We start from the raw sequence: 25,561 nt of genomic DNA on the forward strand, positions 1-25,561 counted from the left end.
GTACCGGATCCGGTGTCGGGTTCGCTACCGCTGGCTGTGGCGTCGGTGGCACCCCCGCCCGGGCGTCGGGAGAGCGGGGTGGGGCGGAGGTAGGCCGGGGACGGGCCGGGGGTAGGCCTCAAACGGGTGAGGAGGCCCGCCCTCTGGGTGAAAGGTCCCCTTTGGTTCCTAATGTGATAGCGCGCCCTCGCAGGTGGGGCAGGGCGGGGTGAAGCGTGATGTACGCAGGGGCGGCGGGAATGGCGCTGGTCGCCGTGGCGGTCGTGGCGGGCTGCTACCTGGCCCACCGTGCGCTGGCGATTGCCCGTCGGCCGCTGCTGGTCGCGCCGTTTGAGTCCGGCTGGCCCCCGGAGGAGCACGCCCTGTCCCGGTACCACGTCCGCTGGTACCTGGTGACGGTGCTGTTCCTGGCGTTCGACGTGGAGATGCTCTTCATGTACCCGTGGGCGGTGGTCGTCGCCGACCTGGGGGCCACCGCCGTGGTGGAGATGTTCGTCTTCCTGGTGGGTGTGCTCGTCGCGGTGGTGTGGGCCTGGCGGGAAGGCGCGCTGCGATGGGTGTGAGCGGTGCGCTGGCGCGGCTCGCCCTCCGGCACGCCCACCTGCTGGTCATCGAGGTACCCGGGAACTGGTTGACCCGGGTCACCGTCGAGCGGCTCGCGGCCGTCCGGGGGTGGCGGCTGGCGGTGTCACCGGCGGACGCCGACATCCTGGCGGTATGTGGATCCCCCGGACCGGAGCTGGCGCCGGTGGTGGCGCGCCTGTGGGAGCAGCTGCCCGGGCCACGGGCCCGGATCGACGTCACCAGGCCGGACCTGGCGGCCGCCGCCCTGGACCAGGCGGAGGCCGCCCTGCGGGACACGCCCCGCCAGCGACGGGACAGTATCGCCCGCGACGGGCGTGGGCCCGACGACGCCCCGGACGGTGACACCGCCCTGGCGCACGGCAGCGAGGATCGCGACGGGCTGGAGATGGACGTGCTGCACGTACGACTCGGCCCGGTGCTGCCGGACTGGCCAGCCGGCCTGGTCCTCCGCGCTCACCTGCACGGCGACCTCATCGCCGAGGCGCAGGCGGCCGTCGTTGACGCCGGGCACGGGCCTGCCGGCGGCGTGCAGGTAGGTGGTGAGCCGTCCGGCGAGGTCAGGCCGGCAGACGCCGCAGAGCTCGCCGCCCAACGCTGCGACAACGCGGCTCGGCTGCTGGCGCTGGTGGGCTGGCGGGACATGACCCAGCAGGCCCGCGTCGTCCGCGATCGGCTCCTAGCCGGCGAACGGTCGGCGGCGATCACAGAGTTGGCGCGGCTACGGCGCCGGGTCCGCCGCTCGTGGCTGCTGCACTGGTCACTGCGGCGGGTCGGGCCACTGCCGCCCGACGAACTGGCCCGGTTGGGGCTCGCCCCGGAGCTCACCGGTGACGTGTGGGACCGACTCAACGGCATGCTCGACCGGGCAGCCCTCGCGGCCGGTGGTCCCGCCGCGGTGGCGGTCGGAACTCCCGTCGGCGTCGCAGCCGGCGTGCCGGTCACCCCGCCCGCGGCGGTCGCCAGCGTGGTGTCCGGGTGGGACCTGGCCACCGCCCGGCTCATCGTGGCCAGCCTCGACATCGCGGCGCTGGGTGTGGTCACCGATGGCTGAAACACCGGTAGCCGTCTCCGGTGGCTGGGCGCCGCTCGCGGCGGGGCTGCTGGGGACGCTCGCAGTCGCCGCGGCGCTCTTCGACGGCGCCCTGGCCGGGCGGGCCGCCGGTGCCCGGTCCAGGATGGGGCGGCCGGTGGGCGAGGTGGCGCGGTTGCTGCGGCAGCGCCGGCGAACCACCGTCGCCGCGGACCGCCTGCTGTGGCGGATCGGCGGGGCCGGGTTGCTCGGGATGGCGCTGATGATCGTCACGGTGGTGCCGCTCGGACGGTGGACCCTGTTCGACCTGGCCGTCGGCGTGGTGTGGGTGAACGCGCTCGATGTCCTGGCATGGGCGTTCGTTTGGCTGACCGGATGGGGCGCCAACTCCGCGTACGCGATGGTCGGCGGATACCGGTTTCTCGCGCACGGGCTCGCGTACGAGTTGCCGTTGATGTTCGCGTTGGTGGCACCGGCGGTCGCGGCGTCCAGTCTGCGGGTGGGGGAGGTCGCCGCCGCGCAGCAGGGGTTGTGGTTTGTGGTGTGGATGCCGGTGGCCTTCGTCGTCTACTGCCTCGGCGTGGTGGCGATGGCGGTCTGGGGACCCTTCTCGCCGGCGGTGGGTCGCGACGTGGCGGGCGGGGTGACCGCGGAGCTCTCCGGTGTGGATCGGCTGTTGTTTCTGGCCGGTCGGTACGCGCTGCTGGCAGCGGGCGCCGCCTTCGCCGTACCGATGTTCCTCGGTGGCGGGTCCGGCCCGCTGCTGCCGGCCTGGGCCTGGGTGCTGGTGAAGGCCACGGCGCTACTGGCGGGGTTGGTGTGGCTGCGCCGTCGGATGCCCGCGCTGCGTCCGGACCTGTTCATGGAGGTGGGCTGGCTGGTGCTGTTGCCGGCGGTGCTGCTGCAGGACCTCCTCGTCGCCGTCATCGTGATCGGGGGCTGAGGCATGCTCACCCACCTCGTCTTCTGGGGCCTCGCGGTCGTCGCGGTGCTCACCGGGATCGCCGTCTTCGTCGTCAACTCGATGGCCCGGGCCAGCTACTCCCTGGCGCTCTCCTTCATCGCGGTCGGCCTTCAGGTGCTTCTGCTGCAGCAGCTCTACGTCGGCGTACTGGTCATTCTGATGATGGTGATGGAGATGACGGTCATGGCTGTCTACATGAACATGTTCATGGGAATGAATCCGGCGATGGTGTCGATGAACATGGTCCACGGTGCTCGCCACGCCCTACCGGTGTCGGTCGGGGTGTTTCTGCTCCTGGCCGCCGGGGCGCTCTTCGCGCCGTGGCCGAGCCGGCGCGGCAGCCCACCGGCGGATGTCACCGCAGCCCTCGGCACGGAGCTGATGGGTCCGAAGATGTTGACGATGGCGGTGGTGGGTGTGGTCATGGCGGCCACCATCGTCAGTGGGGTCGTCCTGGCCGCGCACCGCACCCGCTACGACCGGCTCGGGGACGACCTTCGTCGGCCGCGGGCGGCCGATCCGCAGCCGGGGGGAGTCGGCCGGTGACGCTACGGACCGTGCTGCTGGTGGCCGCGGCCCTCATCTCCGTCGGTTTGTACGGCGCCCTGTCCCAACAGGTCGTGGTGATGGTGATGATGGGCCTGGAGTTGATGCTCAACGGGGTGATCCTGGCTGTGGCCGGGCTGTGGTGGTTCTGCGCCCCAGACCCGTCCGGGCAGGTGCTGCTCCTGGTCGTCCTCGCGGCGATGACGGTGGAGATGGCGATGGGCTTCGCCGTCGCCACGTCCCTGCACCGGATCCGGCGGTCGGACCTGACCGACACGGCCGCGGACCTGTCCGGATGACCACGCTCGGGACGGCAGCGTTGTGGGCGGTGGTCGGCCTGCCCGCCACCGCCGGTGCCGTGCTGCTCGTCGCCCGGCCCCGGGATCGGGTCGCGGTGCGGGTCGCGTTGGCGGTCGCGGCCACGGCCGTGCTGCTGTCGGCACCGGTCGCCGTCGCCCGGCCGACGGTGGCGGTGCCGTTCCTGGCCGGCGCGGATTTCGTCCTGACGGTGGATGGGCTGGCCGCGCTGGTCCTGCCGACGGTGCTGGTGGTGACGCTGCTGGCGCTGGTGGCCGCCGTCGGCGAGGCACTCACCCCGGCGGCACGGTTCCACGGCCTGATGCTGTTGTTCGCCGCCGCGGCCGCGCTTACCGTCACGGCGGGCACCCTGCCGACGTTGCTCTTCGCCTGGGAGCTGATGGGCGCCGCGTCGTACGCGTTGATCGGGTTCTGGTGGTGGGACGAGGCCCGGGTCGCCGCCGGCCGCACGGCATTCGTCACCACCCGGACTGCGGATCTTGGCCTCTACCTGGCGGCCGGGGCGGCGCTGGCCGGTGGTGCGGGCCTCGCCCTGGCCGACCTCGCCGCCAGCAGCCCGGGGTGGCGGCACGTGCTGGCGGCGGGAGTCCTGGTCGCGGCGCTCGGCAAGGCCGCGCAGCTACCGTTCTCCTTCTGGCTGTCCCGGGCGATGGTCGGGCCGAGTCCGGTCAGTGCGCTGCTGCACTCCGCGGCGATGGTGGCGTTGGGCGGCTACCTGCTCCTGCGGATGCAGCCGCTGCTGGCCGCCACCGGCTGGGCCCCGTGGGCGGCCATGTGGGTCGGTGCGGGGACCGCGCTGCTGCTCGGCGCGGTCGCGCTTACCCAGCCCGACCTCAAGCAACTCCTCGCCGCCTCCACCTGCGCGCAACTCGGGTTCGTGGTGTTGGCCGCCGGCGCCGGTGCGGTAGCGGGTGGGACCGCGCATCTGGTGGCGCACGCCGCGGTCAAGGCCCTGTTGTTCCTCGCCGCCGGGGCGTGGCTCACCGCGCTGGGCACCAAACAGCTCGCCGGTCTGGCCGGGGTGGCCCGGCGGTGGTCGCTGGTCGGCTGGTCGGCCACGGTCGCGCTGCTGGCGTTGGCCGGGATCGCGCCGCTGTCGCTCTGGGCGACCAAAGACGCCATCCTCGCTGCCGTCCGCGAGGAGTCGCCGGCACTGTACGCGGTCGGCCTCGCGGCCGCCGCGCTCTCCGCGGCCTACGCGGGGAAGGTTCTCGTCGTGCTCTGGCGGCGGGTCCCCGCCGACCAGCAGGACGCGGTGGACGCGTACCGGGACCAGGAGGGGACCGGCACCGGGCGGATTCCCCGGGCCGGGTGGTTGCCGCTGCTGGTGCTGGCGGTCGCCGCCGCGGTCGCCGGACTGCTGGCGCTGCCCCCGACCGGCGCCGTCGTCGCGCAGGCCGTCGGTCAACCCGGCGGCTACCACCCGACCCCGGTACCGGAACTGGCCGCGTCGGCGTTGATCGCCCTGGCGGCCCTCCTCGTCGTGGCACGGTGGCGGGTGCCGGCACCCCGCTGGGTGCGGCGGTGGCTGGGCCTGCGACAGGCGGCTTCGGTGCTGGTGACGCGTCCGACCCTGGCGCTCGGTGCGGCGGCGGCCCGGTTCGACGACCGGGTGCTGGACCAGGGTGTCGCGCAGGCGGCGCGGGCCACGGTCGTCCTCGCCAGGCGGGCGGCTCGGGTCGACGAGCGCCGGGTCGACCGGACCGTGGAGGTTGTCGCGGCCGGGCTGCGGCGGCTGGGGCACCTCGCGCGCCGGCCGCAGACCGGGCAGCTGCACCAGTACTACCTCCAGGCCGTGGTGGTGCTCGTCGTCGGTGCCGTCGTCCTCGTGGTGCTGGGGTAGCCGGATGCTGACCGCGATCGTCTTCCTGCCGCTGCTCGCCGCGGTGCTGCTGGCCGTCGTACCCCGGTGCGGTGACGTCGCCGCGCGCTGGGTCTGGGTGGGTACGGCGACGGTCGAGCTGGCGTTGGTCGGCGTTGTCTGGGCGGGGTACGAGACGCCGCCCCCGGGAGAACTGGCCTTCGCCGAACGGGCGGCGTGGATCCCGGGAGTGGGCAGCAGCTACCACCTCGGCGTGGACGGGCTCTCCCTGCCCCTGATGGCGATGACCGCGGTGGTCTTCCTCGCCTGCGCGGTGTACGCGCTGCGGGAGCGGCACCGCCCCCGCGTACAGGCGTCGCTCTTCCTGTTCCTCCAGAGCGTGTGCCTCGGGGTCTTCGCCGCGGCCGACCTGATCCTCTTCTTCGTCTTCTTCGACCTGTCCATCGTCGGGATGTACGCGGTGATCGCCGGCTGGGGGCACGGCGACCGGGCCCGGTCGGCGCTGAAGTTCTTCCTCTACACCTTCCTCGGCTCGCTGGCGCTGCTCACCGGGTTCATCGGCCTGTACGCGGCCGCCGACCCGCACACCTTCGACATGCCGGCCCTCACCGCGCAGAACCCGCTCGCGGGGCGTCCCCTGGCCGGCGGCCTGGTGCTCGCCGCGATCCTGATCGGCCTGGCGGTGAAGACCCCCACCGTGCCGTTCCACACCTGGTTGCCGCCGGCGCACACCGACGCTCCCGCGGTCGGCTCCGCCGTGCTGGCCGGGGTGCTGTTGAAGCTGGGTACCTACGGCTTCGTGCGGATCGCCGCACCGATGCTGCCCGAGGCGTGGCGGGGTTGGGCGTGGGTGATCGTCGCCGTCGGGGTGGTGTCGGTCCTCTACGGCGCGCTGGTCGCCCTGGCCCAGACCAACCTCAAGCGGATGATCGCCTACACCTCGATCAACCACATGGGTTACGTCGTGCTCGCCGTTGGCGTCGCCGGCCTGGTCGGTGTGGACACCGCGGAGCCGCGGGCGGTGGCGGTGACCGGTGCGGTCACCCAGATGGTCAGCCACGGTCTGATCACCGCTGCCCTGTTCCTGCTCGCCGGGGTCCTGTACGAGCGGGCCGGCAGCTATGACCTGCACGCGTACGGCGGTCTCGCCGCCCCGGCACCGGTGTTCGCCGCTCTCTTCGCCGTCGGCGCCTTCGCCTCCCTCGGCCTGCCGGCCTTCTCCGGCTTCATCGCCGAGTTCCAGGTCTTCGCCGGCAGCATCGCCACCGCCCCCGTGACGGCGGTGGCGCTGCTCGGCATCCTCGTCACGGCCGCGTTGTTCCTCCGCGCCGGGCAGTCGTTGCTGACCGGCCCCACCGCCGGGTGCGCGAAGGGCTTCGGTGACCTGCGTGCTAACGAGCTGTGGTCGGTGGGGCCGCTTTTGGCACTGTCCCTGCTCATCGGGGTGCTGCCGCGTCCGCTGCTCGATCTCGTCGAGCCGGCTGCCCGTACCGTCGTTGACCTGCTCGGCCGGTGACTCAGGTGGCGTCGGAGATGATGCGCACCGAGCTGTTGCTGCCGGAGATGCTGCTCGCCGGCGGTGCCCTCGTCGTTCTGCTCGGCGGCTCGTTCACGCCCCGCCACCGGCAGTGGATCCTGCGGGGGGTCGCCGCCGCTGTCTGCGGCACAGTGATCATCACCGCGGCGGTAGCGCTCTCCGATCCGGCCGACACCGCCTTCGACGGCACCTACGCGGTCGACACCGGCACCGGCGTCGCCCGGATCCTCGCCGCCACCGGCTGCCTCCTCGTCCTCGCCCTCGCCGGGGACGAGCTCGCCAGGTCGGCCCGGGAGAGCGACGCCTACGCGCTGCTGCTCTTCGCCACCGCCGGGGCGGTGCTGCTCGCCGGCGCCACCGACCTGCTCGCCCTGGTGGTCGGCTTTCTGCTGGCCAGCATCCCGCTGTACGCGCTGATCGGCCTGGCCGGCACCGGCGCCGGTGCCGAAGCGGTGCTGAAGACCTACCTTCTCGGCGCCCTCTTCGGCATCCTGCTCCTGCTCGGTGTCACGCTGCTCGCCGGGATCACCGGCACCACGGCCTACGCCGAACTCGCCGCTCGGCTGCCGGACGCGCCGCGGTCGGTGGTCACCGCGGCCGCCGTCGCGGTGATCGGCGGGTTGATGTTCAAAGCCGGTGGCTTTCCCGCGCACTTCTGGGTTCCCGACGCGGCCCAGGGCGGTACGGCCACGGCGGCGACGTTCCTCACCACCGTGCCCAAGATCGGTGCGTTGCTCGCGGTCCACCGGCTCGCCGAGGTCCTCCCCGGCTCCTCGAACTGGCCGACGGTGGTGGCCGCGCTGGCCGTGGCGTCCATGCTGCTGGGTAACCTCGCCGCCTACTGGCAGACCGACGTGCGGCGGCTGCTCGGCTGGTCAACGGTGAGCCAGGTCGGCTACCTGCTGGTGCCGGTGGTCGCCACCGGACGCAGCGACCTCGCGCAGCCGTCGTTGTTGGTCTATCTCGCCGGCTACACCGTCACCAACGTCGCCGCCTTCGCGGTCACCGCCGCGCTACCACGGCACCGTGACCGTACGTCCTGGCGCGGGGTGGCGGCGACCGCGCCGTGGCTGGCCGCCGCCCTGGTGGTGGCGTTGCTCGGGTTGGTCGGCACCCCGCCGACAGCGGTCTTCGTCGGGAAACTGACCGCCGCTAGTGCCGCCTGGGACGGCGGGTACGCGTGGCTGGCGGTCGTCGTCTTCATCAACTCCGCGCTCAGCCTCTTCTACTACCTGCGGTGGCTGGTTCCGCTCTGGCAGCCCTGGGCGGTCGCCCCGCCCGACCGCCCAGGGCGATGGAGTACGACGGTGGCCGTCGTGGCGGCCGCGCTCAGCCTCGTCGTCGGGGTCGCCGCCGGCCTGGTGTGGCGGGCCGCCGGCGGTTAGCTGACTGATGAGGTCGCGGCGCGGCGCGAGTGGGCCGAGGCACGAGGTCAGCGGCGGAATTCACCGGGCACCTACCGACCGGTGAACCGTGGCGCCCGCTTGTCCAGGAAGGCCTGCATCCCCTCCCGCTGGTCGGCGGTGCCGAACAGGGCGTGGAAGCTGCGTCGCTCAAAGCGGACCCCCTCCCGCAGGCCGGTCTCCAGTGCGTGGTCGACCGCCTCGCAGGCGGCCGTGGTGGCCGCCTTGCCGAACCCGGCCACTGTCCGGGCCACCGCCTCCGCCTCCGCCAGCAGCCGGTCGGCCGGAACGACCCGGGAGACCAGGCCGCTGCGCTCGGCCTCCTCGGCGGTCATGAGCCGGCCGGTCAGAATCAGGTCCATGGCCTTGGCCTTGCCCACCAGCCGGGTCAGCCGCTGGGTGCCGCCGATGCCGGGGATCACGCCGAGTTTGATCTCCGGTTGGCCGAAGCGAGCCGTGTCGGCGGCGACGATGAGGTCGCACATCATGGCCAATTCGCAGCCGCCGCCGAGGGCGTAGCCGGCGACCGCCGCCACAGTGGGCGTACGAAGCGCGGTGAAGGCCTCCCAGCCGGCGAAGAAGTCCTCGACCACCATCTCCGCGGCCGACTTCGCCGCCATCTCCCGGATGTCCGCACCCGCCGCGAAGAACTGGTCGGTGCCGGTGAGGACGAAGCATCCGACGGCCGGGTCGGCATCCAGCGGCTGCAGCGTGGCCAGTAGTTCGGTCAGCAGTTCGGTGTTGAGCGCGTTGCGGGCGGCGGGCCGGTTCAGCCGTACGGTGACGACCCGGTCGGTCCGCTCCACGATGAGATTCACAGTCTTATCTCCTTTTTCGCTCAGGAGTCCCAGATGGCGCCGTAGGCGGGGATGCCCCGTTGCTCCAGCCCGTGGACGACCTGCCAGGTCAGCTTCTTGTTGGAGATGCAGATGACGGCTTCGGCGCCGTGTTCGCGGTAGGCGCGGTAGGCCAGGGCCACCATGTCGGGCTTACCGTCGGTGGCGGTGTCCCAGATCGTGGCCCCCGGCCGGGCGGTGCGAATCTCGTCGATCAACGCGTCGCCGTAGGTGATCCGGGGGCTACGGACCGCCCAGACCAGGTGCGAGGGGACCTTATCGGCCAGCAGGTGGGGCAGCACCGGCCCGATCCCGCTGCCGGTGGCGACGTAGACCACCTTGGTGAAGAGCGTCTCGATGTTGGCCACCCCGGCGGTGGTGATGCCCTTGACCCACAGGTGGGACGGGGGATCGTCCACGAGGGCGCCGGTCCAGTCGCCCGCGCGGGAGATCGTGATGCGGAAGTGCCGTTGCCCGGGTGCGGGAACGTTGGCGAACGAGTGCCACTCCAGCAGCGGGCTACGGCTGACCGCGGTGGAGGAGCCGGGGAAGGGAACCCGGCGGCGCTCGAGCTGGACCAGCGCGACGTGGTTGGAGGGTCGTTCGATGGCCACGGGCACCCGGCGCAGCCGGAGCCACGGCAGGGCGACGCTGAATGTCATCAGGGCGAGCGCCCAGCTGCTCGGCGCGGTCAGCAGCGCGGTGGCGAGCGGCCGGGAGTCGGAATCCGCGGCGATCATCAGTACCGTCAACGCCCAGAACAGCGTCAGGGCCAGCCACCCGCCGAAGCGGTGGACCCGTTCGAACAGGTCGTGGTGCCGGGCGCGTACCGGTGGCAGGGCGGTGCCGCAGACGGTGAGGAGTAACGCGACCAACAGGTAGGTCACGACCAGGGTCGCGGGCAGGCCCGAGCCGTCCCGGCGAGCCTCGACGGTGGCAGTCGCGGTGAGGGCGAGGAACCACAGGGTCCCGGCGAGCGCGCCGCCGACGTGTAGCCCACCGAAGTGGTAGACCTTGCCGAGGGTCCGGCGGATGCGCAGGGGCCAGCTCGGTCGGGCCCGGGTGGCCAGCCAGAAGAACAGATTGATGACGTACTGCTGTCGGACGACGACGGCGAGGGTGAAGTTCGCCAAGGTCAGCCCGGCGAGCTGGGAGGTCGGTAGCTCAGCGGTGGACCACCCGCCGGTGCCGAGCCCGTACCCGGCCAGGCCGAGGTTCACGATGAGGACCACCGCGGCCAGCCGGTGATGGTGCATCAGGGCCGGGTGCGTGAAGATTCGCCGCGGTAGCGGAAGCCGAGGTGGCAGCGTGACGCCGGGGGCGGAGCGCGTCGAGTCCAGGGCTGCGCTGGTCGGTGGTGCGGCCGGCGTTTCGGCCAGCGGGGTGATGGTCACCGCGTCGCCTCCCGCCCGTGGTCGGCTACCAGCCGGCGGAGGGCGGTCTTGTCGATCTTTCCTCGGCTGGTCATGGGAAGTTCCGGCAGGGTGTGCACGGTCTCGGGTACGCAGTAGTACGGCAGCGCCTCGGAGACGGCCATCCGGGCGAGCCCGGGATCCACCTGGGTGGGTGCCACGAATGAGACGAGGGTGCGGTCGTCCAGTTTGATGGTCGCCGCTCGGGTGCACCCCGGTACCGCCTCCAGGATCGCCGACACCGAGTCCAGCTCTACCCGAAAGCCGCGGACCTTCACCTGGTCGTCGGTCCGTCCGAAGTGTTCTAACTCGCCGTCGGGGGTCCAGCGCCCCAGGTCCCGGGTGCGAAACATCCGGTGCTCACCGCCGAGGAACGGGTCGAGGGCGTACCGTTCGGCGGTGAGCTGCGGGTTTCCGAGGTATCCCGCCGAGACGCCGGCACCACCGGCCCACATCTCACCAACCGTGCCGATCGGGCAGGGTCGAAGATCGGCGTCGAGCACGTACACGGTGTTGTTGGGGGTTGGCCGGCCGATGGTGAGTCGTTCGGTGGTCGGGTGGTGCCGGCTCATCGTGTTGACGATTGTGGTTTCGGTGGGGCCGCAGGAGTTGTAGAAGGAGCAGACCGCGGACCAGGTGTCCGCGAGCGAGCGGGGGCAGGGTTCACCGGCGACCGCCACGACCTTGACCCGGTGACACCGGCGTGGGTCGATCCGGCTGAGCACCGTCGGGGTCGCCACGATCACGTCCACGCGGGACATCGTCTCGGCGATGTCCCGGCCACGGATGACGAGCGTGGCACCGTGGCTGAGCGCCCCCAGGATCTCCCAGGCGGCCATGTCGAAGGCGATGTTGAGGATCTGGCCGACCCGCCACCCCGGCTGGATACCGAGGTCGCCGGGGGAGGTCAGCAGGATGTTGCAGAGGTTGCGGTGGGTCACGACCACCCCGTTGGGGCGGCCGGTGCTACCAGAGGTGAACAGCACGTAGCAGGGGTCGTCGGGCTGAACCGGCCTGGTCGGGGTGAAGCGACGGACCGGGCGTTCGCCGAGCTCCGTAGCCGGACTATCCAGGGCGATCACGACGTGGCCCTCGGGGGCCGGAATGCGCTCGGCGGTGGCGGCGAGCGTCAGGATCACCCGGGTCTCGGCGGTCTGGATGACATGCTGCAGCTGGGCCGTGGGCACGGAGTCGACGTGTTGCGGTACGTAGGCCGCGCCGGACTTCAAGGCTGCGATCAGGCCGACGACCATGGGGATCGACCGCCGGACGAAGAGCGCGACCCGGTCGCCGGTACGGACACCGGCGGCGGCGAGTCGGGCTGCCAACTCGTCGGCTCGCCGGTCCAGCTCGCGATAGGTGATGGTCTCGTCACCGTGTTCGACGGCGACGGCGTCCGGAGTGACGGTGGCCCAGTACTCGAAGGCGTGGTGGATGCGGGAGTGCGCGACGGATTCGATGGGGCCGTGACCGAAGCGTACGAATAGCTCGCGGTCCCGGGGCGGTAGTGTCGCCAGTGGTTCCGGCAGTTGGTGGGGCGGGGTGGGCGCGTTCGGGTGGCTGGTCGTTCGGGTTGACGTGGTTGTCTCTCCGGTTGGGGCGGTTGAGATGCGCTGCATGGGTCCTACTTCCTGGCGTGGGTTCCAGACCGATGGCGACAGCGCGGGTCGCCGCATTCCAGAGAAGCGGACCGATTCTGAACGGTCAGCGTTTTAGGTATTTATGTAAGTAAATGGTAATGTATTTCGATGTATCTGGGCAGGTTGGCGTAACTCAGGGCGTACTGGGGGCTGGCTCTGGCTGGCCCGCCGACGGCAGAGTGGTACTGGGCCGACCGGCGCCAGTGCTCCGGTCGCTACGCCGGAAGCAGCACCGCCGCGGTGTGGACCAGACCGTCAACGACGGCGAATCGGCCGGACACGGTGGCCGGTGGGGCGGGCACCGGGGCAGCGGCTACTCGCGCGGGGGCGATCCGGGCGGTGAACCGACCCGCCTCTGGATCCAGGGTCACCGTCGCGTCATGGAAGTCCAGCCAGGTGCCGACGACCGGATGCCAGACCTTGTAGACCGTCTCCTTCGCGCTGAACACCACGGCCGGCCAGGAGACGCCGCTGGGCAACCGCGGAAACAGCGCCTCCTCCTCCGGCAGGCAGATCGCCGAGACCACCCCCGGGCTCAGCGGCCGGTGCTGCTCGGCGTCGAGGCCGACCGACCGGATCTCGTCGGCCCGGGCCACGGCGGCGGCGCAGTAGCCGCGGGTGTGGGTGATCGCCCCGACCACCCCGGCCGGCCAGACCGGCGCCCGGTTGGCGGCGGTGGGGACGGCGACCGGTGACTGGCCGAGCACGGAGATGGCGCGGCGGGCGCAGACGCGACCAGCGGTGAATTCGCGACGCCGGCTGGTAACCGCTCGATCGCCGAGGCCCGCCTGCTCTTCCGGCAACAGCACGCCCTCCCAGTCGGGCGGCTCCGCGACCACGACCGCGACGGCGGCAGGCAGCAGGTCACGCATCGACTACTCCGGTGCGGCGTCGCCGGCGGAAGGTTCGCGCGGCGCAGCCAGCGTCTGCGTGAGGGCCATGGCTGCCCAAGGTAGCGCATTCGCGGTGCTGCTGCTGGAGCGCGAACCCCGCTCGGAAGCGCGAAACCCGCGCGGAAGCCCCGCCGCTGACCCGGGCGCGGTTGTTAGCGGCTCATTCGTCTCGACCGCAACGACGCATCGGCGTGGCGATCGTCGTAAATCTGACCCAACCCGCCCAGTTGTGCCATCGCGTTCATCTGGTTAAGCTTTTGCTGCGCGCTCCAATCGCCCGCTTCCCCCGTGGCAGGCGATCGGGGCGCGCTTTTCTTTGGAAAGGGCCCGCCACGTCTCGCGTGCGGGCCCTTTCCGTTATTAGGGGTGCCAGAGCCGGCGCCGGTCCGACCCAACCGGCGCCCGCCCGACCCAACCGACGCCGGTCAGATCCATCGGCTATCCAGCCACATCCGGTTGGACCAGCTGTCGTACGGAATCGGCTCACCCACGAAGATCGGATAGAAGTAGGCGAAGTTAAGCGCCACCAGCAGCACGAACCCTCCGGCGATGACGGCGCCGACGAGCCGTTGCCCCCCGTCGCCTGCTGCCGAGGTCTCTGGTGTGCGCTCCGCAGCGGTCGCCGCCGGCGAGCCGATGATCACACCCAGCACGTAGGTCACGGCGAGCACCAGGAACGGGAGTGCCGGGGCGGTATAGAAGGAGAACATGGTGCGCCCGCTGTCCGTGGCGTACCAGAACCAGGGCAGTAGCCCGGCCGCCACACAGAGCAGGATCGCCCCGGCCCGCCAGTCCCGTCGCGCGAGGCCCAGCCAGGCGAGCGCGGCCAGGGCGGGTAGGAAGGACCACCAGAGCAGCGGCGTGCCCAGCAGCAGCACCTCGGTGGCGCAGTTCGCCGCAGCGCAGGGTCCCTCGCCCGACCAGTAGAACGCGACCGGCCGCGCCAGGAGGAGCCACTGCCAGGGCCAGGACTGGTACGTGTGCGCGCTGTCGAGCTGCCGGTGGAAGCCGTACGCCTCCTTGTGGTACTCGATCAGGTTCTGTAGCGCCCCGATGACGGGGGTGTCGCTCAGCGCGGCCTGCGGCCAGCGCTGTGCGTCGGGCACCCGGTAGAACCCCTCGTCGCCCAGCAGCCACCCGGACCAGGTGGCGAGGTAGGTGATCACCATCAGCAGCCCGGCCAGCAGCAGCCAGGGTGTCTCGTCGAGCAGGGTGCGTCGCCACGGCCGGCGTACCCCGGCGGAGCGGCGGGCGCCGACCTCCCAGAGGATCACCAGGAGCGCGAACACCGGGAGGAAGTACAGCGCACTCCACTTCACCGCGCAGGCACAGCCGAGCAGCACCCCGGCGGCCAGCCGCCACCACGGCCACCCCCGCCAGCCACCGGCGGGTCGGTCGGCGGCCGGCGGGTGGCCCGGGTTCGGCCCGGCGGTGAGGGTCTCCGCCCAACGGCGGCGCCGGGCGTCCCGGTCGAGAACCAGTGCGCCGAACGACGCCAGCACGAAGAAGAGCAGGAAGATGTCGAGCAGTGCGGTGCGGGACAGCACCAGGTGGAAGCCGTCCAGGGCCAGCAGCAGCCCGGCGGCGCAGCCCAGCACGGTGGAGCCGAACAGTCGGCGCGCGATGCGGACCAGCAGCAGCACTGAGAGGGTGCCGATCAGCGCCGCCGAGAATCGCCAGCCCACCTCGGGGGCGGTGGTGATCAGGTGCCCGGCGGCGACGACCCCCTGTTCGGTGTCGCTGTATCCGAAGGCCCACTCGCCGAGCCCGATGAGCCACTTGCCCAGGGGCGGGTGGACCACGTACGACGGGCCGTCGTCCTGGTAGTTCCACTCGACGCCCCGGTCGACCAGAGCCCAGCCCTCGCGGGCGTAGTAGACCTCGTCGAAGATCTTGCCGGGCGGGGTTCCGAGGTTGACGAAGCGCAGGACCGCCGCGATCGTGACGATCACCGCGGTGGCCAGCCAGGACCGCCGGTCCAGCCGGTTGTCAACGGTGGCCAGCCGGCGGCGGACGAGGTCGGGAAGGCCCTTGCCGGTGGGCAGGTTCCGGCCCGTCTGCTCGGGCTGTTCCGGCCCGGACTGGCCGGCGGGGTGCGCTGTTGACGCCTGGGTCACCCCGTGATCGTAGGCTGCGAAGGTGGGCCGGCGTGCCCACTGCCCTGAGTCAGAATTGTAACCGTCGATGAAGGAGCGTCCTTTCGTGGATGCGAAGTCCGATGTCGGGCGCTTGGTCCTGCTCGGCGCGCCGCTCGGAAATCCGGCCGACGCCTCCGCCCGGCTCCGCGAGGTGCTCGCGACCGCTGACCTGGTGGCAGCCGAGGACACCCGGCGCCTGGCCCGGTTGGCCCGGGAGCTCGAGGTGACCGTTTCCGGGCGGATGGTCTCATATTTTGAGGGGAACGAGGAACGCCGGACGCCGGAACTTGTCGAGGCGCTCCGCGCCGGCCTCAACGTGGCCCTGATCACCGACGGCGGCATGCCCAGCGTCTCGGACCCGGGCTATCGGCTGGTCCGGGCGGCGGTGGATGCCGGGATACCGGTCACCGCCGCCCCCGGCCCCAGCGCGGTCACCACCGCCCTCACCCTCTCCGGGCTGGCCAGCGACCGGTTCTGCTTCGAGGGCTTCCTGCCCCGCAGCCCGGGCTCGCGCCGCGCCCGGCTCACCGCGCTCGCCACCGAGGAACGCACCCTGGTCTTCTTCGAGGCGCCGCACCGGGTCGCCGCGGCCCTCGCCGACCTGGCCGCGGCGTTCGGCACGCATCGGCCGGCGGCGCTCTGCCGGGAACTGACCAAGACCTACGAAGAGGTGCTCCGGCGTCCGCTCGGTGAGTTGGCGAGCTGGGCCGCCGAGGAGCCGGCGCGGGGCGAGATCACGCTGGTGGTGGCGGGGGCCTCGGGTCCGGCCCGGCAACGTCCGGACGACGAGACGTTGCGGGCGGCGGTCGCCGCCCGGGAAGCGACCGGCCGTTCCCGTCGGGACGCGGTGACCGAGGTCGCCGTCGAGTACGGGCTACGCCGACGTGAGGTCTACGACATCGTCCACCGGTGAGGTGGTGCCCGCGGAACAGCGGTGAGGTGGTGCCCGCGGAACAGCGGTGAGGTGGTGCCCGCGGAACAGCGGTGAGGTGGTGCCCGCGGAACAGCGGTGAGGTGGTGCCCGCGGAACAGCGGTGAGGTGGTGCCCGCGGAAGAGAAGTGACCTGGGCGGCCGGTCGGGCCTATTGGTTCGCGGCCCCGCGGCCGGGGTCACTAGGCTTGTTGGCCATGAGTCACGTTCTCGCGGCGGTTGCCTGGCCCTACGCCAACGGCCCGCGCCACATCGGCCACGTCTCCGGCTTCGGCGTTCCCTCCGACGTCTTCGCCCGGTACATGCGGATGGCCGGCCACGACGTGCTCATGGTCTCCGGCACCGACGAACACGGCACGCCGATCCAGGTGCAGGCCGACGCGGAGGGGGTCACCCCCCGTGAGTTGGCCGACCGCTACAACCGGGTGATCGTGACGGACCTGCACGGGCTCGGACTCTCCTACGACCTGTTCACCCGTACCACCACCGGCAACCACTACGCGGTGGTGCAGGAGCTGTTCGAGGGGATGTACCGCAACGGCTACATCGTGCCGAAGACCACCATGGGTGCCATCTCCCCGTCCACCGGTCGGACCCTGCCCGATCGCTACATCGAGGGCACCTGCCCGATCTGCGGCTACGACAGCGCCCGCGGCGACCAGTGCGACAGCTGCGGCAACCAGCTTGACCCGATCGACCTGCGAAACCCGAAGTCGAAGATCAACGGGGAGACGCCGAAGTTCGTCGAGACCGAACACTTCTTCCTCGACCTGCCGGCGCTCGCCGACGTCCTAGGGCAGTGGCTGGACACGCGGGAGGGCTGGCGGCCGAACGTGCTGCGCTTCTCCAAGAACCTGCTGGACGACCTCCAGCCCCGGACGATCACCCGGGACCTGGAGTGGGGCGTACCGGTCCCGCTCGACGGCTGGCGGGAGCGCGGCGACAAGCGCATCTACGTGTGGTTCGACGCGGTGATCGGCTACCTCTCCGCCTCGATCGAGTGGGCCCGCCGCTCCGGTGACCCACAGGCGTGGCGCCGGTGGTGGTCGGCCGACGGGCCGGGCAAGGACGCCCCCAGCCACTACTTCATGGGCAAGGACAACATCGTCTTCCACTCGGTGATCTGGCCGGCGCTGCTCGCCGGCTACTCCGGCGAAGGCTCCCACGACGGCCAGCCGGGCGAGTTGGGTCGGCTGAACCTACCCACCGAGGTGGTCTCCAGCGAGTTCCTGACCATGGAGGGGCGGAAGTTCTCCTCGTCCCGGCGCGTGGTCATCTACGTCCGCGACTTCCTGGAGCGCTACGACGCCGACGCGCTGCGCTACTTCATCGCGGTTGCCGGACCGGAGAGCAACGACACCGACTTCACCTGGGCGGAGTTCCTCCGGCGCAACAACGACGAGCTGGTCGCCGGCTGGGGCAACCTGGTCAACCGCTCCATCTCGATGGCCGCGAAGAACTTCGGCGCGATCCCCCCGGTTGACCCGGCCGGGCTCACCGAGGCCGACGAGGCGCTGCTCGCGGTGGCCCGGGCCGGCTTCGACACGGTCGGCGAGCTGATCGGCCGGCACCGGCAGAAGCAGGCGATCGGCGAGGCGATGAAGGTGGTGGCCGAGGCCAACCGCTACCTCTCCGAGCAGGCGCCGTGGAAGCTCAAGGGCGAGGCGGACCGGCCGCGGATGGGCACCGTCCTGCACGTCGCCCTGCAGGTGGTCAGCGACGCGAACACGCTGCTCACCCCCTTCCTGCCGCACTCCGCGCAGAAGATCCACCAGCTGCTCGGCGGCACCGGGGTGCACGCGCCGATGCCGGTGATCGAGGAGGTTGCGGACCTCGACGGTGGGCCGGACTACCCGGTGCTGACCGGCGACTACACGGTTGGTGCCCGGTGGGAGTCGGTGCCGTTGGAGGTGGGGCGGGCACTCGACCCGCCCAAGCCGGTGTTCCGCAAACTCGACCCGTCGATCGTGGACGAGGAACTGGCCCGCCTGGCGGGCTGAACGCTGGTGGCCGCGCCGCTCGCCGCAGCGGATCCACCGCTCGGCGCAGCGGCCCACCGGCGGCAGGTGACGGTGATCATGCGGTCGTAGTCTCGGCCGCCACACCCAATCACCCGCACCGGAGGTGGGCCGATGGCCACATCCGAACCCCAGACGCCGGCCGCCGCGAAGACCCGGGCGAAGGACAAGAGTCCCTGGAACTGGCTGCTCTTCGTACCGGTCGTCGTGCCGTTGATCCCAGCGTTCTACAACACCGACTCGCCCCGGATTCTCGGCTTCCCACGGTTCTACTGGCTCCAGCTCGCGTACATCCTGCTCGGCGTCGCGGTCACCACGCTGGTGTATCAGCTCACGAAGAAGCGGGGTGACCGCTGATGTGGCGTGAGCACGTCACCGAGATCAGCATTTTCACCGCGCTCTTCCTGCTGGTGAGCGCCATGGGATTCATCGCATCCCGCTGGCGCGCATCGAAGGACATGGCCCACCTCGACGAGTGGGGGCTGGGTGGGCGCAACTTCGGCGGCTGGATCACCTGGTTTCTGATCGGCGGCGACCTGTACACCGCGTACACCTTCGTGGCCGTGCCGGCGTTGGTGTTCGGTGCCGGTGCGATGGGCTTCTTCGCGGTGCCGTACACCGTCGTCATCTACCCGATGGTCTTCCTGGTGCTCTGTCGACTCTGGTCGGTGTCGCACCGGCACGGTTTCGTCACTCCGGCGGACTTCGTCCGTAGCCGGTTTGACTCGCCGGTCCTCGCACTGCTTGTGGCGATTACCGGGATCGTGGCCACGATGCCGTACATCGCGTTGCAGCTCGTCGGGATCGAGGCGGTGCTCAAGACCATGGGCGTGACCGGGGAGAGCAGCCTGGCCCGGCACCTGCCCATCATCATCGCGTTCGCGATCCTGGCGGCGTACACGTACCAGTCCGGGCTCCGTGCGCCGGCGCTGATCGCTTTCGTCAAGGACACCCTGATCTACGTGGTGATCCTGGCGGCGGTGCTGTACTTGCCGTACAAGCTGGGGGGTTGGGGGGAGATCTTCGACGCCGCCGATGCGAAGTTCGCGGCATCACCGAATCCCAACGACGGGATTCTGCTCAATGCCAACAACCAGGTCCAGTACGTCACGCTGGCCTTCGGCTCGGCGTTGGCGCTCTTCCTGTACCCGCACAGCATCACCGGTGTGCTGGCCAGTCGGAACCGGGACGTGATCAAGCGGAACATGTCGGCGTTGCCCGCCTACAGTGTGCTGCTGGGGCTCATCGCGCTGCTCGGCTTCATGGCGATCGCGGCCGACGTGCAGCCGCTGCCCGGGGCGACCGCGGGCACGGTGGACAACAACACCGTTGTTCCGGTGCTCTTCGACCAGCAGTTCCCGAGCTGGTTCACCGGCGTCGCGTACGCGGCCATCGGCATCGGGGCGCTGGTGCCGGCGGCGATCATGTCGATCGCGGCAGCGAACCTGTTCACCCGCAACATCTACAAGGAGTATTTGCGGCGGGACGCTACTCCGGCGCAGGAGGCGAAGGTCTCCAAGCTCACCTCGTTGGTGGTGAAGATCGGCGCAGTAGCTTGCATCGTCTTCCTCGACCCGCAGTTCTCCATCGATCTTCAGCTGATCGGCGGCGTGATCATTCTGCAGACGCTGCCGGCGGTGGCCCTCGGCCTCTACACCCGCTGGTTCCACCGCGGTGCGCTGATCGCCGGTTGGGCCGTCGGCATGTCCCTGGGCATGTGGATGCTCTACCAGGTGTCCAGCCCGACCCGGAGTCACTTCGGCGGCTCCGCGTTCCCCCTGGAGAAGTTCGGCTTCGACACGACGATGACCATCTACGCCGGGTTCGTGGCGGTGCTGGCCAACCTGTTGGTCGCGACAGCGCTGACGTTGGTGCTGCGGGCGGCGAAGGTGGCCGACGGGGGTGACCGGACCAGCCCGGACGAATACTTCGCCGACGAGGGGGACCCGCGGGTGAGCCGGGACGAGCGCCGGGGTGTCGACGCGGCTCCGGAATCGGTGGCGGGCGCGAACGCCAGGTAGCCGTTGGTCCGGGTGAACAGCGGGTAGCGGGCGGCTGCCGGTGCTGGTGTGTGATGCTTGCGCCGATGACCGAGCAGACCGAAACCCGTAAGCAGCGCGCGGCTCGCCGGGCCGGGGAGTTCCCGGCCGCGCCCGCGCCGCTGCCCCGACCGGTGCCCGACAGCCACACTCACCTCGACATCACGATCAGCGAGGCCGGGGTCCCACCGCGCCGGCAAACAGCGGGGTCGGCCGTCGACCCGGGGGCCGACACCGACCCGGGGGCCGACACCGGCGCGGCGGTCGACCCGGTCCGCGCCGCGGTCGAGGCGGCCGCGGAGGTCGGGGTGGACCGGTTGGTGCAGGTGGGGGTCGACGTCGACTCGTCCCGGTGGGGGGCGGAGCTGGCCCGGCGCTGTCCGGCGGTCGTCGCCACCGTCGCGCTGCACCCCAACGAGGCGCCCCGGTTGGCGGAGTTGGACGAGGCGCTGCGGGCCGTCGAGTCGCTGGCCGGCCAGGACCGGGTACGGGGAGTCGGCGAGACCGGGATGGACTTCTTCCGCACCGGCGAGGACGGGCGGGCCGCGCAGGAGGCCAGCTTCCGGGCGCACATCGACATCGCCAAGCGGTACGGCCGGACCCTGGTGGTCCACGACCGCGACGCGCACGCCGACGTGTTGCGGATCCTGGACGATGCGGGCGCCCCGGAGACGGTGGTGATGCACTGCTTCTCCGGCGATGCCGAGTTCGCCCGCGCGTGCGTGCGCCGCGGCTACCTGCTCAGCTTCGCCGGCACCGTCACCTTCAGCAGTGCCGCGGCGCTGCGGGAGGCCGCCGCGGTGACCCCGCTGGATCACCTCCTCGTGGAGACGGACGCGCCGTATCTGACTCCGGTGCCGCACCGGGGCCGGCCCAACGCGTCGTACCTGATCCCGCTCACCGTCCGCGCGCTCGCCGCCGCCACCGGCAGCGACCTGGACGAGCTCTGCGCGGCGCTCTCCCGTACCGGTGAGCGGGCCTTCGGCCCCTGGTGACGGTGGCGCTGACGGGATTTCGCCGGGAGGTGGCGGGCCCCTGCCCGGTGCGCCCCGGCCTCCACCTACGCTTGCGGGCGTGACCGGTCTCCTCGGCCCGGCGGAGATCCGGGACCTCGCCGCCCGCCTCGGCGTCGCTCCCACCAAGCGGCTCGGCCAGAACTTCGTGCACGACCCCAACACGGTGCGACGGATCGTCACCACCGCCGGCCTGACCGCCGAGGATGTGGTGTTGGAGGTCGGGCCGGGGCTCGGCTCACTCACCCTCGCGCTGCTGCCGGCCGCCGCGCACGTGCACGCCGTCGAGATCGACCCGGTCCTCGCCGCCGCCCTGCCGGAGACCGCTGCCCGGCACGCCGGTCCCGCCGCCGACCGGCTCTCGGTGCACCGCGCCGACGCGCTCCGGGTCACCGCCGGGCAGCTCGCCGATCCCGCGCCGACCGCGCTGGTCGCCAACCTGCCGTACAACGTCGCCGTGCCGGTGGTGCTGCATCTGCTCGCCGAGTTGCCGACGCTGCGGCACGGCCTGGTCATGGTGCAGAAGGAGGTCGCTGATCGGCTCGTCGCCGGTCCCGGTTCCCGGGTGTACGGCGTGCCGTCGGTCAAACTCGCCTGGTACGCCCACGTCCACGCGGCGGGGAAGGTGCCGCCGAACGTGTTCTGGCCGGTGCCGAACGTCGACTCGGGGCTGGTCGCCTTTACCCGTCGGGAACCGCCGGGCGTGGGTGGTTCCCGGGAGCGGGTCTTCGCGGTGGTGGACGCCGCGTTCGCCCAGCGTCGCAAAACCCTTCGTGCGGCCCTGGCCGGTTGGGCCGGCGGTGCGGACCGGGCGGCAGCGGTGCTCACCGCCGCCGGAGTGGACCCCGGGGCCCGCGGGGAGGCGCTCCCGGTCGAGCAGTTCGCCGCGATCGCCGCGTCGGCCGCGGCGGCCACTCCCACCGGGCAGTAGGCTGACGCCGTGCCCGTCGAGGAAGTTGGAAAAGCCACGCCGTTGTCCCCGCTCGTCGCGCCGGTGAGCCGGGGCCCGGTCGGGGACGCCATCCCGTGACCGAGGCATGGCGACCGGAGGATGACGAACCGCGAGGTGTCAGCGGGCCGGTCCGGGTACGAGTCCCCGCCAAGATCAATCTGCATCTGGGGGTGGGACCGCTCCGCGGGGACGGCTATCACGAGCTCAACACCGTCTACCACGCGATCTCTGTGCACGACGAGTTGACCGCCCGCCGGGGCGACACCCTCAGCCTGACGATGGCGGGCGAGGGGACCGGCGATCTGGCCCTGGACGAGTCGAACCTGGTCATTCGCGCCGCCCGCGCCCTCGCCAGCTCCGCCGGGGTGCCGCCGCACGCCCGGCTGCACCTGCGTAAGCAGATTCCCCTGGCCGGTGGGCTCGCCGGGGGCAGCGCCGATGCCGCCGCCGCGCTGGTCGCCTGCGACGCGCTGTGGGGGACCGGGCTGTCGCGGGACGAGTTGGCGGAGATCGCCGCCGGCCTCGGTTCCGACGTGCCGTTCCTGATCCACGGCGGCACCGCGCTCGGCACCGGCCGGGGTGAGGCGGTCAGCCCGGTACTGGCCCGGCCGACCGTCTGGCACTGGGTCGTCGCGGTCGCCGACGGCGGCCTCTCCACGCCGGTCGCGTACCGGGAACTCGATCGGCTCCGCGAGGCCGGGGCCGCCGGCCCCCCACTCGGCAGCACCGACACCCTCCTCGCCGCCCTCCGGCAGTCTGACCCCCGGGTGCTCGCCGCGGCCCTCGGCAACGATCTCCAGGACGCCGCACTCGCCCTGCGGCCGTCCCTGGCCGCCACCCTGAAGGCGGGCGAGGCGGCGGGGGCGCTCGCCGGTATCGTCTCCGGCTCCGGGCCGACCTGTGTCTTCCTCGCCACCGGAGCGGCCGACGCGGAGCGCATCGCCGCCGAGCTGGGCGCCCTCGACGTGTGCCGACAGGCGCGCACCGCACACGGCCCGGTCGCCGGGGCCCGGATCGGCTGACCGTCCCCGGCGCCGGCCGTCCGGCGCCCGCGTACCCTTGCTTCGGGCGTCCTTGGCTGCCGATCCGGTGCCGGGCGCCCTGACCATGGAAGGGGTGTAGTGGCCAACATCGTCAACCTGGACCGGGTGTCCAAGGGCTACGGCGCTGCCGGGCCGCTGCTCACCGAGGTCTCGCTCGGTCTCGACGACGCCGACCGGATCGGTGTGGTGGGCCTCAACGGCGCCGGCAAATCCACCCTGCTGCGCCTGCTTACCCGGCAGGAGGAGCCGGACGACGGCCGGGTGACCCACCGGCGCGACCTGCGCGTCGCCGCGTTGCCGCAGACCCTGCAGCTCGCCCCCGACGCGACCGTCCGGGACGTGGTCCTGGGCACCGCGTGGCTGGCCGAGGGGATGGGCGCCGAGCACGAGTGGGCCGGCGACGCCGGAGTCCGGGCGGTCCTCGACGGCCTCGGGATGCCGCACCTCGGCCTCGACGCTCCGGTCGGTCCGATGTCCGGCGGCGAGCGCCGCCGGGTCGCCCTGGCCGCGCTGCTGGTTCGCGAGGCCGACCTGCTGATCCTCGACGAGCCCACCAACCACCTCGATGTCGGCGGCATCGACTGGCTGGCCCGGCACCTGCTCGCCCGCCGGGGTGCGCTCGTCGTGGTCACCCACGACCGGTGGTTCCTCGACGCCGTCTGCACCACCACCTGGGAGGTCGCCGACCAGACCGTCCGGGCGTACGAGGGTGGGTTCGCCGCCTGGACCCTCGCCCGGGCCGAACGGGAACGGGTCGCCGCCGCCACCGAGGCGCGCCGCCAGAATCTGCTCCGCAAGGAGATCGCCTGGCTGCGGCGCGGCGCACCGGCCCGGACCGCCAAACCGAAGTTCCGCATCGACGCGGCGAACGCGCTGATCGCCGACGTCCCGCCGCCGCGGGACAGCATGTCGCTGCAGCGGCTCGCCACCGCCCGACTCGGCAAGCAGGTCTACGACCTGGAGCACGTCCGGTTGGACGCGGGGCCGAAGGAGATCCTGCGCGACCTCACCTGGCAGGTCGGCCCCGGGGATCGGATCGCCGTCCTCGGCCGTAACGGCGCCGGCAAGACCACGCTGTTGCGGATGCTCGCCGGCGTCACCCAACCGGATCACGGCCGGTTCGTGGCCGGTTCCACGGTGCGTCCCGCCTTCCTCTCCCAGGAACTCGCCGAACTCCCCGGCCAGCTGCGCGTCCTTGAGGCGGTCGAGGAGATCGCCCGTCGGGTCCGGTTGGGTGACCGGGAGATCTCCGCCGCCCAGCTCGCCGAGGTCTTCGGCTTCGACGACCGTCGGCTCTGGACCCCGGTGGCTGATCTCTCCGGTGGCGAGCGGCGGCGGCTGCAGCTGCTCCGCCTGCTCGCCGGTGAGCCGAACGTGCTCCTGCTGGACGAGCCCACCAACGACCTGGACACCGACACCCTCGCCGCGCTCGAGGATTTGCTCGACTCCTGGCCTGGCGTGATCATCGTGGCCAGCCACGACCGGTACCTGGTGGAACGGGTCGCCGACACCGTGTACGGCATGTTCGGCGATGGCCAGCTGGTGCACCTGCCCGGCGGGGTTGACGAGTACCTGGCCCGGGCCACCGACGGGGGCCCTCCGGCACCGGCGTCCGGTGGTGGGTCAGCGCCGGCGAAGGCGAGCGGGATGTCTGCCGCGCAGGTCCGCCAGGCCCGTAAGGAATTGGCCCGGCTGGAGCGGCAGGTGGGCCGGCTGGAGCAGCGGGAGGCGGAGCTGCTCGACCAGCTGGCCGCGAACGCGACCGACTACGCCCGGGTGGCGGAGCTGGACGCCCAGGTCAAGGAGGTCCGGGGCGAGCGGGAGCAGGTCGAACAGGCCTGGCTGACGCTGGCCGACGAGATCCCGGCCGGCTGACCGCCGCTGCGCCGCGGCGCAGTCGCCCCGGGACCGTGTGCGGCGTCACACCGGCCAGTACGGGACAATCGGCGCCGACCCTCACCGTAACCTCGTTGGAGACTCAGCCATGGCCCACACCCCCGTGAACCATCCCGCGCGGCCGATCTACCGGGCGATCGGCGGGCTGACCGGCCTGTACCTGGTCGCCTTCGGCGTGCTCGGTCTCATCGCGACCGCCGGCGACGAGCTCTGGGCCCAGGGCGACACCGCGGTACTCGGTCAGGGCACGAACCTCGGTTTCTCGTTGCTCAGCGTGCTGCTCGGTGGCGCCGTGCTGGCCGGTACGGCGATCGGCCGCAACGTCGACGTGTTGATCAATCAGGGGCTGGGGTACGCGGGGATGGCGCTCAGCCTCGCCGGCCTCGCCTTCCTCCGCACCGAGGCGAACTTCTTCAACTTCAGCATCGCCACCGTCCTGGTGCTGATGGTGGCCGGCCTGGTCCTGCTCATGGTCGGGATGTACGGCAAGGTCGGTACCGACGCGGAGCAGGAGGCCTGGCAGAAGGCGCGGCTGGTGCTCTGAC

Annotated in this window: 22 protein-coding genes; 17 read left to right on the forward strand and 5 right to left on the reverse strand. The window is 71.7% G+C overall.

Features of this window, described 5'->3' with window-relative positions:
• Positions 1 to 239 precede the first annotated feature (239 nt).
• The 8 genes from SALPAC2_RS0120385 to SALPAC2_RS0120420 are packed head-to-tail and all read left to right on the forward strand — an operon-like array spanning position 240 to position 8,187.
• Positions 240 to 563: an NADH-quinone oxidoreductase subunit A gene (locus tag SALPAC2_RS0120385; RefSeq protein ID WP_018218476.1), complete on the forward strand. Its 324-nt coding sequence runs from the start codon at positions 240 to 242 to the stop codon at positions 561 to 563.
• The gene (locus SALPAC2_RS0120390; protein ID WP_018218477.1) at positions 554 to 1,636 is read left to right on the forward strand and encodes a hypothetical protein; all 1,083 of its coding nucleotides are present in this window, start codon (positions 554 to 556) and stop codon (positions 1,634 to 1,636) included. Before SALPAC2_RS0120385 ends, SALPAC2_RS0120390 begins: the two co-directional genes overlap by 10 nt.
• The gene (locus SALPAC2_RS0120395) at positions 1,629 to 2,558 is read left to right on the forward strand and encodes a complex I subunit 1 family protein (RefSeq protein WP_018218478.1); all 930 of its coding nucleotides are present in this window, start codon (positions 1,629 to 1,631) and stop codon (positions 2,556 to 2,558) included. The genes SALPAC2_RS0120390 and SALPAC2_RS0120395 overlap by 8 nt, the downstream gene beginning before the upstream one ends.
• Positions 2,559 to 2,561: 3 nt before the next feature.
• On the forward strand, positions 2,562 to 3,125 hold the full coding sequence (locus SALPAC2_RS0120400) for an NADH:ubiquinone oxidoreductase subunit 6 (chain J) (RefSeq protein ID WP_018218479.1): 564 nt from the start codon (positions 2,562 to 2,564) through the stop codon (positions 3,123 to 3,125).
• A complete protein-coding gene (locus SALPAC2_RS0120405; RefSeq protein WP_018218480.1) occupies positions 3,122 to 3,424 on the forward strand; it encodes an NADH-quinone oxidoreductase subunit NuoK in 303 nt (100 codons plus the stop codon). Before SALPAC2_RS0120400 ends, SALPAC2_RS0120405 begins: the two co-directional genes overlap by 4 nt.
• Positions 3,421 to 5,286, forward strand: coding sequence for a proton-conducting transporter transmembrane domain-containing protein (locus SALPAC2_RS0120410; protein WP_018218481.1), 1,866 nt, complete (start codon positions 3,421 to 3,423; stop codon positions 5,284 to 5,286). The genes SALPAC2_RS0120405 and SALPAC2_RS0120410 overlap by 4 nt, the downstream gene beginning before the upstream one ends.
• Positions 5,287 to 5,290: 4 nt before the next feature.
• A complete protein-coding gene (locus SALPAC2_RS0120415) occupies positions 5,291 to 6,781 on the forward strand; it encodes a complex I subunit 4 family protein (protein ID WP_018218482.1) in 1,491 nt (496 codons plus the stop codon).
• Between the two features lie 5 nt (positions 6,782 to 6,786).
• Positions 6,787 to 8,187 carry an NADH-quinone oxidoreductase subunit N gene (locus SALPAC2_RS0120420; protein WP_018218483.1) on the forward strand — a complete coding sequence of 467 codons (1,401 nt, stop codon included), beginning with the start codon at positions 6,787 to 6,789 and terminating at the stop codon, positions 8,185 to 8,187.
• Between the two features lie 71 nt (positions 8,188 to 8,258).
• Here the strand turns inward: SALPAC2_RS0120420 and SALPAC2_RS0120425 are convergent, their stop codons facing one another.
• The 5 genes from SALPAC2_RS0120425 to SALPAC2_RS0120445 all read right to left on the reverse strand — a co-directional run bounded on the left by SALPAC2_RS0120425 (position 8,259) and on the right by SALPAC2_RS0120445 (position 15,103).
• The gene (locus SALPAC2_RS0120425; RefSeq protein ID WP_018218484.1) at positions 8,259 to 9,023 is read right to left on the reverse strand and encodes an enoyl-CoA hydratase-related protein; all 765 of its coding nucleotides are present in this window, start codon (positions 9,021 to 9,023) and stop codon (positions 8,259 to 8,261) included.
• A 20-nt stretch (positions 9,024 to 9,043) separates the two neighbouring features.
• Entirely contained in the window at positions 9,044 to 10,435 is a 1,392-nt protein-coding gene (locus tag SALPAC2_RS0120430; RefSeq protein WP_018218485.1) for a ferredoxin reductase domain-containing protein, read from the reverse strand.
• Positions 10,432 to 12,072: an amino acid adenylation domain-containing protein gene (locus SALPAC2_RS0120435; protein WP_018218486.1), complete on the reverse strand. Its 1,641-nt coding sequence runs from the start codon at positions 12,070 to 12,072 to the stop codon at positions 10,432 to 10,434. Before SALPAC2_RS0120435 ends, SALPAC2_RS0120430 begins: the two co-directional genes overlap by 4 nt.
• Before the next feature lie 236 nt (positions 12,073 to 12,308).
• Complete coding sequence (locus tag SALPAC2_RS0120440) at positions 12,309 to 12,965, reverse strand: 4'-phosphopantetheinyl transferase family protein (protein WP_018218487.1); 657 nt, start codon at positions 12,963 to 12,965, stop codon at positions 12,309 to 12,311.
• Positions 12,966 to 13,411: 446 nt separating this feature from the next.
• Positions 13,412 to 15,103, reverse strand: coding sequence for a dolichyl-phosphate-mannose--protein mannosyltransferase (locus SALPAC2_RS0120445; protein ID WP_018218488.1), 1,692 nt, complete (start codon positions 15,101 to 15,103; stop codon positions 13,412 to 13,414).
• Positions 15,104 to 15,188: 85 nt separating this feature from the next.
• Here SALPAC2_RS0120445 and rsmI point away from each other — a divergent pair, with 85 nt between their 5' ends.
• The 9 genes from rsmI to SALPAC2_RS0120495 all read left to right on the forward strand — a co-directional run bounded on the left by rsmI (position 15,189) and on the right by SALPAC2_RS0120495 (position 25,560).
• A complete protein-coding gene (gene rsmI / locus SALPAC2_RS0120450; RefSeq protein ID WP_018218489.1) occupies positions 15,189 to 16,037 on the forward strand; it encodes a 16S rRNA (cytidine(1402)-2'-O)-methyltransferase in 849 nt (282 codons plus the stop codon).
• Between the two features lie 215 nt (positions 16,038 to 16,252).
• Complete coding sequence (metG, locus tag SALPAC2_RS0120455; RefSeq protein ID WP_026184952.1) at positions 16,253 to 18,055, forward strand: methionine--tRNA ligase; 1,803 nt, start codon at positions 16,253 to 16,255, stop codon at positions 18,053 to 18,055.
• Between the two features lie 132 nt (positions 18,056 to 18,187).
• On the forward strand, positions 18,188 to 18,430 hold the full coding sequence (locus SALPAC2_RS0120465; RefSeq protein ID WP_018218491.1) for a DUF3311 domain-containing protein: 243 nt from the start codon (positions 18,188 to 18,190) through the stop codon (positions 18,428 to 18,430).
• Positions 18,430 to 20,094: a monocarboxylate uptake permease MctP gene (mctP, locus tag SALPAC2_RS0120470; RefSeq protein WP_018218492.1), complete on the forward strand. Its 1,665-nt coding sequence runs from the start codon at positions 18,430 to 18,432 to the stop codon at positions 20,092 to 20,094. The genes SALPAC2_RS0120465 and mctP overlap by 1 nt, the downstream gene beginning before the upstream one ends.
• 53 nt (positions 20,095 to 20,147) lie before the next feature.
• Positions 20,148 to 21,107, forward strand: a complete 960-nt coding sequence (locus SALPAC2_RS0120475) for a TatD family hydrolase (RefSeq protein ID WP_018218493.1) — start codon at positions 20,148 to 20,150, stop codon at positions 21,105 to 21,107.
• A 79-nt stretch (positions 21,108 to 21,186) separates the two neighbouring features.
• Complete coding sequence (gene rsmA, locus SALPAC2_RS0120480) at positions 21,187 to 22,056, forward strand: 16S rRNA (adenine(1518)-N(6)/adenine(1519)-N(6))-dimethyltransferase RsmA (RefSeq protein WP_018218494.1); 870 nt, start codon at positions 21,187 to 21,189, stop codon at positions 22,054 to 22,056.
• Positions 22,057 to 22,151: 95 nt separating this feature from the next.
• Positions 22,152 to 23,099, forward strand: coding sequence for a 4-(cytidine 5'-diphospho)-2-C-methyl-D-erythritol kinase (locus tag SALPAC2_RS0120485; protein ID WP_018218495.1), 948 nt, complete (start codon positions 22,152 to 22,154; stop codon positions 23,097 to 23,099).
• Positions 23,100 to 23,198: 99 nt separating this feature from the next.
• A complete protein-coding gene (locus tag SALPAC2_RS0120490) occupies positions 23,199 to 24,995 on the forward strand; it encodes an ABC-F family ATP-binding cassette domain-containing protein (protein ID WP_018218496.1) in 1,797 nt (598 codons plus the stop codon).
• Between the two features lie 109 nt (positions 24,996 to 25,104).
• Positions 25,105 to 25,560 carry a DUF4383 domain-containing protein gene (locus SALPAC2_RS0120495; RefSeq protein WP_018218497.1) on the forward strand — a complete coding sequence of 152 codons (456 nt, stop codon included), beginning with the start codon at positions 25,105 to 25,107 and terminating at the stop codon, positions 25,558 to 25,560.
• The last annotated feature ends 1 nt before the right edge of the window (position 25,561 follow it).

This window comes from Salinispora vitiensis, assembly GCF_000378825.1.
In the GTDB taxonomy this organism is placed as follows: Bacteria; Actinomycetota; Actinomycetes; order Mycobacteriales; family Micromonosporaceae; genus Micromonospora; species Micromonospora vitiensis.